The sequence below is a fragment of the Mesorhizobium sp. genome, assembly GCF_005063415.1.
Taxonomy (GTDB): domain Bacteria; phylum Pseudomonadota; class Alphaproteobacteria; order Rhizobiales; family Rhizobiaceae; genus Mesorhizobium.
This window is the reverse complement of record NZ_SUEG01000021.1, coordinates 5,598-14,418: the sequence shown is the minus strand read 5'-3', so window position 1 is coordinate 14,418 and position 8,821 is coordinate 5,598. Positions and strand designations below refer to the sequence as shown.

9 protein-coding genes and 1 pseudogene are annotated in these 8,821 nt (G+C 63.1%); 8 read left to right on the top strand and 2 right to left on the bottom strand.

What is annotated here, in order from left to right; translation table 11 throughout:
• The 8 genes from E5W70_RS08470 to recQ form a co-directional block, all read left to right on the top strand.
• A partial coding sequence (locus tag E5W70_RS08470) for a TRAP transporter substrate-binding protein (RefSeq protein WP_292656439.1) occupies positions 1–917 on the top strand: 917 nt, incomplete at its 5' end.
• 103 nt (positions 918–1,020) lie between these two features.
• The gene (locus tag E5W70_RS08465) at positions 1,021–1,548 is read left to right on the top strand and encodes a TRAP transporter small permease (RefSeq protein WP_023719697.1); all 528 of its coding nucleotides are present in this window, start codon (positions 1,021–1,023) and stop codon (positions 1,546–1,548) included.
• Between the two features lie 4 nt (positions 1,549–1,552).
• Positions 1,553–2,833, top strand: coding sequence for a TRAP transporter large permease (locus E5W70_RS08460; RefSeq protein WP_292656436.1), 1,281 nt, complete (start codon positions 1,553–1,555; stop codon positions 2,831–2,833).
• 10 nt (positions 2,834–2,843) lie between these two features.
• The gene (locus tag E5W70_RS08455; protein WP_292656434.1) at positions 2,844–3,620 is read left to right on the top strand and encodes a FadR/GntR family transcriptional regulator; all 777 of its coding nucleotides are present in this window, start codon (positions 2,844–2,846) and stop codon (positions 3,618–3,620) included.
• 28 nt (positions 3,621–3,648) lie between these two features.
• Positions 3,649–4,506, top strand: a complete 858-nt coding sequence (gene kduI, locus E5W70_RS08450) for a 5-dehydro-4-deoxy-D-glucuronate isomerase (RefSeq protein WP_292656431.1) — start codon at positions 3,649–3,651, stop codon at positions 4,504–4,506.
• Positions 4,503–5,270, top strand: a complete 768-nt coding sequence (gene kduD, locus E5W70_RS08445; protein WP_292656429.1) for a 2-dehydro-3-deoxy-D-gluconate 5-dehydrogenase KduD — start codon at positions 4,503–4,505, stop codon at positions 5,268–5,270. Before kduI ends, kduD begins: the two co-directional genes overlap by 4 nt.
• Positions 5,271–5,294: 24 nt before the next feature.
• A complete protein-coding gene (locus E5W70_RS08440; protein WP_292656426.1) occupies positions 5,295–5,633 on the top strand; it encodes a cupin domain-containing protein in 339 nt (112 codons plus the stop codon).
• 363 nt (positions 5,634–5,996) lie between these two features.
• Complete coding sequence (gene recQ / locus E5W70_RS08435; RefSeq protein WP_292656423.1) at positions 5,997–7,814, top strand: DNA helicase RecQ; 1,818 nt, start codon at positions 5,997–5,999, stop codon at positions 7,812–7,814.
• A 21-nt stretch (positions 7,815–7,835) separates the two neighbouring features.
• On the opposite strand, the gene E5W70_RS08430 is transcribed toward recQ, so the two are convergent.
• A complete protein-coding gene (locus E5W70_RS08430; RefSeq protein ID WP_292656421.1) occupies positions 7,836–8,159 on the bottom strand; it encodes a hypothetical protein in 324 nt (107 codons plus the stop codon).
• A gap of 104 nt (positions 8,160–8,263) precedes the next feature.
• Positions 8,264–8,821: pseudogene (locus tag E5W70_RS08425) on the bottom strand (alpha/beta hydrolase); the annotation flags it as partial.

Here is an 8,821-nt window from a genome sequence, read left to right as displayed (position 1 = left end):
CGGCAAGCGCCCAGACGGTCCTGCGCTCGTCCGACACGCACCCGGACGGCTATCCGACGGTCGAGGCGGTCAAATATTTCGGCGAGCTGGTGAAGGAGCGCACGGCAGGCCGCTATGTGGTCGAGATCTATCCTTCCGCGCAACTCGGCGAGGAAAAGGACACGATCGAGCAGGTGCGCACCGGCGTGATCGATCTCAACCGCGTCTCGATGGCGCCGTTCAACGGGCTCATCCCGGAGACCACCGTGCCCTCGCTGCCCTACATCTTCCGTTCGGAAGAGCACATGCACAAGGTCATGGACGGGGCGATCGGCGACCAGATCGCGGCGGCGTTCGACCAGGTCGGGCTGGTGCTGCTTGCCTTTTACGACGGCGGCTCGCGCTCCTTCTACAATTCGAAGAAGCCGATCAACACCGTCGCCGATATGGCAGGCATGAAATTCCGCGTCATCCAGTCCGACATCTTCGTCGACATGGTGGCGGCACTCGGCGCCAACGCGACGCCGATGCCGTATGGCGAGGTGTATTCGGCGATCGAGACCGGGGTCATCGACGGCGCGGAAAACAATTTTCCGAGCTACGACACTGCCAAGCACGCGGAAGTCGCCAAATACTATTCGCTCGACGAGCACACGATGGTGCCGGAAGCCTTCGTCATGGCGAAGTCGAGCTGGGACAAGCTGACGCCGGAAGACCAGGCGATCTTCAAGGCGGCCGCCAAGGAAAGCGTCGCCAAGCAGCGCGAGCTATGGACCGCCAAGGTCAAGGAATCGCGCGCCAAGGTCGAGGCGGCCGGTTCGCAGATTACGACGCCGGACAAGCAGCCCTTCATCGACGCGATGGGCCCGGTCTACGAGAAGCACGTCAAGGACGACAAGCTGAAGGCCATGGTCGAAGCCATCAAGGCCGTGCAGTGATCAAGCGGCGGCGCGGACATTCCGCGCCGCCATCCTCCTGGGGAGAAAACCGGTGACTTCCAGCCCAAAACCAACACCGCTCCTGTCCGGCGTCGCGCAAGTGATGTCGCGCGTCAGCACGGCGGCGCTGTCGATCGCCGGCATCGGGCTGGTGCTGATGACCGCGTTCGTCGCCTGGCAGGTGTTCGGCCGCTACGTCCTGAACCGCTCGCCGAGCTGGACCGAGCCCGGCTCGGTGATGCTGATGAGCTGGTTCATTTTCCTCGGCGCTGCCGTCGGTGTGCGCGAGAACTACCATCTTGGCTTCGACGTCCTGCTCTACGTGCTGCCGAAAGGCGGCAAGCGCTGGCTGCGGATGATTTCGGACCTCGTCGCGCTCGCCTTCGGCATCGGCATGATCTGGTATGGCAGCCAGCTGGTCGCATTGACGTGGGGCTCCGTCTTGCCGTCACTCGGCATATCGGGGGGCTGGGATTACGTCCCGCTTGTCGCCGGAGGCGCGCTCATCGTGCTCTTCACGCTGGAGCGCATCGTGCTTCGCCTCTCCGGCGCGCCGATCGATGATGCCCTCGATGAATTGCCGCCGGCCGAAGTTGCAGCCGAACTCGACACCGCCAACGTGAAGGTCTGACGCCATGGAACTGTGGATTCTCTTCGGCGTCTTCACCCTGCTGATGCTTATCGGCACGCCGATCGCTTTCTGCCTCGGCGTCGCAAGCCTCGCCACCGTCCTTTATATGGGCCTGCCGCCGCTCATCGTGTTCCAGCGCCTGAATTCCGGCATGAGCGTCTTTTCGCTGCTGGCCATTCCGTTTTTCATCTACGCCGGCGACTTGATGGTGCGCGGCGGCATCGCCAGCAAGATCGTTGCCTTCGCCGGCTCGCTCGTCGGCCATTTGCGCGGCGGCCTCGGGCAGGTCAATATCGCCACCGCTACACTGTTTGGCGGCATTTCCGGTTCTGCGGTTGCGGAGGCAGCGGCGGTAGGCGGCCTGATGATCCCGCAGATGAAGGCGCGTGGATATGGAGCGGACTACGCCGTCAACGTCACGTCGATGGCGGCGCTGATTGCGCTGCTGCTGCCGCCGTCGCACAACATGATCATCTACTCGATCTCGGCAGGCGGAAAGATCTCCATCGCCGATCTGTTCACGGCCGGTATCATCCCGGGCCTGCTGCTGGCTCTGTCGCTGATGGTCACCGCCTATATCGTGGCGCGCTCCCGCGGCTATCCGACCGAGGCGTTTCCGGGCTTCACCGCCGTCGCGCATCTTTTCGCCGTTGCGGTGCCCGGCCTGTTGCTGATCGCGATCATCTTCGGCGGCGTGCGATCGGGCGTCTTCACCGCCACCGAGAGTTCCTGTATCGCCGTCATCTATGCGTTGCTCGTGACCGTCTTCGTTTACCGGCAGATGACCTGGGAAGGGTTCGTTCATGCCACCCATGGCGCCGTGCGCACCACGGCCATGGTGCTGCTCATCATTGGCATGGCGGCGGCGTTCTCGTGGCTGATGGCCTTCCTGAAAGTGCCGGCAGCGTTGATCGCCTCCATGAACGCGATCTCGGACGATCCGCTGGTCGTGCTTCTCCTGCTCAACCTCTTGATGCTGTTCCTCGGCACGTTCATGGACATGGGGCCGACGATCATCATTTGCACGCCGATCTTCCTGCCTGTGGCGCAGGCCTACGGCGTCGACCCGGTGCATTTCGGCGTCATCATGATCCTCAATTTCGGCATCGGGCTGAACACGCCGCCGGTGGGCGCAGTGCAGTTCGTGGCGTGTGCAGTGGGCAAGATATCCGTCTGGGAATCGATGCGCTCGATCTGGCCGTTCTATGCGGCAGGTCTCGTGGTGCTGGCGCTCGTCACTTACATTCCGGCCATTTCGCTATGGCTGCCGAGCGTCTTCAAATAGGGGGTGCGACATGGCCTCGGACACCGCAGTCGACCTCCGCGTCGAACGAAGACCGAAGCTTTCGGAAATCGTCGTCGCGGCGATCCGCAAACAGCTGCAGGCGGGCGAGATCCAGCCGGGGCAAAAGCTGCCGACCGAGGGTCAGTTGACTGAAACCTTCGGGGTCAGCCGCACCGTGATACGCGAGGCGCTGGCCAAGCTTGCCGCGGACGGCCTGGTCGAACCGCGCCAAGGCGCCGGCGTCTTCGTCACCGAGCATATCTCGACTGCGTTCGGTGCTCTGGCAGCAGAGATGGGCAGCAAGGATTCGATCGCCCTCAACGTGCTCGAAGTCAGGTTGGCGATCGAGATCGAATCCGCCGGGCTCGCTGCCATCCGCCGCAACGCCGCACAGGAAGCGGCCATCCAGGAAGCTTTTTTCGAATTCGAACGGCTGCTCCTCAACAGCGAGCCGACAGGACCGGCCGACCTTGCCTTCCACCGCGCAATCGCCAGCGCCACCAACAATCCATTCTATGTCGAGATGCTCGACGTGCTCGGCCGCCGCGCCATCCCTTGCGATGTGACCTCGCCCTGGTCGACCGAGATCGCCCAATCGGACGCCTATCAGCGCGGCCTGCAGCGTGAGCATCTGGTGATCCTCAATGCCATCTCGGCAGGCGATGCCGAGGCGGCCCGGGAGGCGATGCGCGCGCATCTCGGTGCCAGCCAGCAGCGCTATCGCGAGCGCCTGCACGCGCGCCAGGTTTTTTATGCCGACTCGGTCAAGGCCGCGGCAACTGAATAAGCAATTGAGGCAGCCCCATGGGACAGCAATGAATCACACTGACAATCATGCGGATTTCACCTCCCGCTTCGCCATCGATCCTGTTTCTGCCGCAGCTATGGGAACGGACGAACTGCGTCACAATTTCCTGATCGAGGACTTGTTCCAGCCCGGCCGCATCAGCCTGACCTACACCCATTACGACCGCATGATCGTCGGCGGCGCCATGCCCGCCGGCGCACCGCTGCCGCTGCAGGCGATCAAGCCAACCGGGACCAAGAATTTTCTCGACCGCCGTGAGATGATCATCGTCAACATCGCCGGTGCCGGCGTCGTGAAAGCCGGCGGTCAATCCTACGAGCTGCAGGCGCGCGACATGCTCTATCTCGGCATGGGCACGGATGAGGTATCGTTTGCTGCGACCAACCCGGCTGAGCCGGCTAAATTCTACCTGCTCAGCGCGCCGGCGCATCAGGGCCATCCCGACCGGCTGATCCGCGTCGGCGATGCCAAGCGGCTCGATCTCGGCAGCAAGGCAACCTCCAACGAGCGCTCGATCTTCCAGTTCATCCATGCCGACGGCGTAAAGACCTGTCAGCTGGTCGTCGGCATGACGCAGCTCGCCCCCGGTTCGGTCTGGAACACCATGCCGTGCCATGTGCATGACCGGCGCATGGAGGCCTATCTCTATTTCGACCTGCCGGAGGCGGCGCGGGTGTTTCACTTCATGGGCGAACCGGACGAAACGCGCCATCTCGTCATGCGCAACGAGGAGGCGGTGCTGTCGCCGGGATGGTCGATCCATTCGGGCGCCGGCACCTCGAACTACGCCTTCATCTGGGCGATGGCCGGAGACAATGTCGACTATACCGATGTCGACCTGGTGGCGATGGAGGAGCTCAAGTGAGCGATCTCTCGGCCTTCAGCCTTACCGGCAAGCGTATCCTCGTCACCGGCGCCAATACCGGCATCGGCCAGGGCATCGCCGTGTCGATCGCGCGCGCCGGCGGCGCGGTCGTCGGCGTCGGCCGCTCGGCGATGGACGACACGGCGGAGAAGATTGCGGCGGCCGGCGGCCGCTTCGAGGCGGTCCGCTGCGATCTTGGCGATGATGCCGCCGCTCAAGCGATGCTTGACCGCGTCTGGGACGATACCGGGCCGCTCGACGGCCTGGTCAACAATGCCGGCATCATCCGGCGTGCCGATGCGGTCGACCTCACCGAAGCTGACTGGGACGACGTCATCGGCGTCAATCTGAAGACCGTGTTCTTCCTCAGCCAGCGCTTTGCCAGGCGCGTGCTCGCCGATCAGGCGCGGCGCGGCAAGATCGTCAACATCGCTTCGGTGCTGAGTTTCCAGGGCGGCATCCGCGTCGCCTCCTACACCGCCTCCAAACATGGCGTGCTCGGCATCACCCGGCTGCTTGCCTGCGAGTGGGCGGCAAAGGGCATCAACGTCAACGGTATTGCGCCCGGTTATATCGAGACCAACAACACCGAGGCGCTGCGCGCCGATCCCGACCGCAGCGCTTCGATCCTGGCGCGTATTCCGGCCGGACGCTGGGGTGCGCCGGAAGACATCGGCGACGCAACCGTATTCCTGCTGGCGCCGGCGTCGAACTACATGCATGGCGCGGTGGTGCCGGTGGATGGGGGCTGGCTGGCGCGATAAGCAGCAAATGATAAGAGTTTGGCGATGACCGGAACCAAAATCTTCTCGCATGCCGGCGAGGGTGCGTGGACGCCGACGCCGGATGGCAACCGCAGACGCGTGCTCCTGCACACGGACGAGCTGATGATGGTCGAGTTCGGTTTCGACAAGGGCGGCGTCGGCGCGCTGCACTCGCACCCGCATGTCCAGGCGAGCTATGTCGCCGAAGGTCGCTTCGAGGTCACCATCGACGGCAGGACCGAGGTCCTGGAGACAGGAAGCAGCTTCATCGTCCCGTCCAACCTTGTCCATGGCGTCAAGGCGCTGGAGGCGGGACGACTGGTCGACAGCTTCACGCCGCACCGCGCCGATTTCCTCGACTGAGCTGCGGGCCCGAAGATCAGGCAGCCGGTTCTCGGAACGAAAAAACCCGCGCCTCCGGAGAGACGCGGGCGTGTTGCCTGGGCGCTTGTGGCGCCGCGGTACTCAAAACATCACCGCAGAACCTGAACCTGCCGAATGATGGTGAAGATAGGATTAACCGCTCCGAGGCGGCGCGATATTCACAGTCAAGGCGAATAGGGGCTGGAACGACGGTCCGATATCGGCCAATGAGAGAGAAGGTCGCTTCAGGCGGTGCCGCGGACAGGACCAGAGGGGTCGATAAATGTTCGAATCTGCTGTCCAGGCAATCACCTGGCGATTCGCCGGGGAATTTCGGCAGGTCGTATCCCCGAAAGTTCTGCAATGCAGGTAGCAGCGAGCTTCCCGGCAGAGGATTCCAAGCGGCGCGTCCTGAAGGATGTATTCGGCTTCGATGACTTTCGTCCCGGCCAGGCGCCCGTGATGGAGGCGCTGCTGGCCAGACGCCATGTGCTGGCCGTCATGCCGACGGGTGCGGGCAAATCGCTCTGCTACCAGGTCCCGGCGTTGGTCCTGGGCGGGCTCACCATTGTCGTTTCGCCCCTGGTGGCGCTGATGCAGGACCAGGTCGCCGCATTGCGCCTTGCCGGTGTGGCAGCCGATACGATCAATTCCTCACTCGATCGCGATGCCAATGTCGCTGCATGGCGCCGCGTCGCGGCAGGCCAGACGCGCCTGCTCTACCTTGCACCGGAGCGGCTAATGACGGTGCGAATGCTCGAGGCGTTGACCAAGCTCGATGTCCGGCTGATCGCCATCGACGAGGCGCATTGCATCTCGCAATGGGGACCGGCGTTCCGGCGCGAATACGAAGAATTGTCGAGACTACGTGATGTCTTCCCGAAAGTGCCGATCATTGCGCTGACGGCGACGGCGGACGAGACGACGCGCACCGACATTGCCGCGCAACTGTTCGACGGGCGCGTCGATACCGTGGTGCTCGGCTTCGACCGGCCGAACATCAAGCTAAGCATTGAGCCCAAGCAGGACAGCAAGCGCCAATTGCTAGGCTTCGTGCAGCGCCATGCGGGCCGCAGCGGGATCGTCTATTGCCTGTCACGCAAAAAGACCGAGGAGATGGCGGCGTTCCTCGAGCGGAACGGCGTACGCGCGCTCGCCTATCATGCCGGCATGAGCAAGGACGCGCGTGAAGCGAATCAAAATGCTTTCATGACCTTGTCCGGCGTGGTGATGGTGGCGACCATTGCCTTCGGCATGGGGATCGACAAGCCGGATGTCGCCTATGTCTTCCACACCGACCTGCCAGGCAGCCAGGAGGCCTATTATCAGGAAATCGGGCGGGCGGCCGAGGCACATATGCTCTTCGGTCTCGGCGATATACGCATGCGCCGGCTTTTCATCGAAGACGAGGACGCGCCGGCTGAGCACAAAAGGCGCGCGCATGGCCGACTCGATACGCTGATCGGTTATTGCGAGACGACGCAGTGCCGCCGTCAGATCCTGCTTGGCTATTTCGGCGAAAGTGCTTCGCATTGCGGCAATTGCGACAACTGCCTCGACCAGGCGCCGCATGCGGATGGCGAGGCGGAGGCGCGGATCATCCTGGCGGCGATCACACAGACCGGCGAGCGCTTTGGCGCCGCCCATGTCGTCGATGTCCTGCTCGGCCATGAGACCGAGAAGGTCCTGGACAGGAACCACCACCGGCTTGCCAGCTTCGGCACCGGTGTGGCGCACAAGAAAAACGTGTGGCTGTCGCTGGTCCGCCAGCTCGTCGCGGGAGGGTTTCTGATATTGGACTCAGTCGGCCATGGTGGCCTCGCCATTGCCGAGAAGGGCCGTGCGCTGGCTCGGGGCGAGGCTTCATTCCGGTATCGCTTGGACGCGCGCCAGTCATCGCGAGGCAAGATACGTCCTGCGGATACCGCGGCAGGCACGGAAGGTCTGGATTCGGCGCTGCTGGCCGCGCTCAAGGCTGTACGGCTGCGTCTTGCCCGGGAACGCCAGGTGCCGGCCTTCGTGATCTTTTCGGATCGTACACTGATCGATATGGCCGAACGCTGCCCGCGTGATCTGGACACCTTCGCCGCAGTCAACGGCGTCGGCGCCGCCAAGCTCAAGGATTTCGGTGAGATATTCCTCGGCGCGATCGCTGCGCATCAATCCGGTGTGGCGGGCTGAAGACCCACTTCAGTGACGCAATCAGCACCGGCTTCGTCTCGCCGCTGCAATCGCGGCCTCCTGCTGCCGCAAGCGCTCGATCTTCGCGCTTTGGCGGGCAGCCACGGTCGAGGCGACACGCTGCCCTCCCAACAACCAGCCCGGAATGTTGGTGTGGACGACTTTGCCACGAGCGATGGCTGTCGCCGACATTTCGTCAGCGACCGCGCCGATCGCCACGTTGAGCTCGACGCAACTCATCTTGTCGTATTGCGCAGCATCAAAGGATGCAGGCAAAGGCGATGCGCAACTTCCGACAAACATCAGGCTGCATATCAGAGGCGCGGCCGTGGAGATCGCCTTCATTCCCTTGTCAAGCACGTTGATGCCGGACGGGCGGATTTCGGAGGGTTCTCGATGTCGGGCGGCGAAGCGCTCCCGAGGTTCCGCGTAACTGAAGCATGTGACCCCTACAATATTCTGTGCTGACCGTCCTGTTTGTCTTCAAAGAATTCCGAGAGAACCACTGCCGTCTTGTCGGGGTGCTCTTCCGGGAAAAAGTGCCCGCCTTGGACAGCGCGTCCTTCCACTCTGTCGGCCCATTTCCTCCAGATGGCCAGTGGCCCGCCTTCTTGCGCATACCAATTCTCCAGGGCGCCTTCGCCACTCCATAGGGCCATTAGCGGACACTCGATGCGACGACCGTTTGCCTGGTCCAGCGCGTCGTGTTCACGATCGATCGTGGCAGCAGCGCGATACTCTTCGCAGATGGCATGAATATGCGCGGGATCGCGAAGCGCATCAACATAGGCGTTCCTGGCCTCTTTGGAGACCATTTTCGCCGACGATCCCCACTGCGTTATTGCATCGTCGACGACGGCATCGGGAGCCGCGCCTATCAGACGCTCCGGCAGGGGCTCCGGTTGGGCAAGAAGGCTCCAGGGCCAGAAGCCAAGCGCCAGTCTGGCATCCGCTCGATCCCATGTCGCGGCGGTGGGGATGATGTCGAGGACGGCGATCTTGAGCAC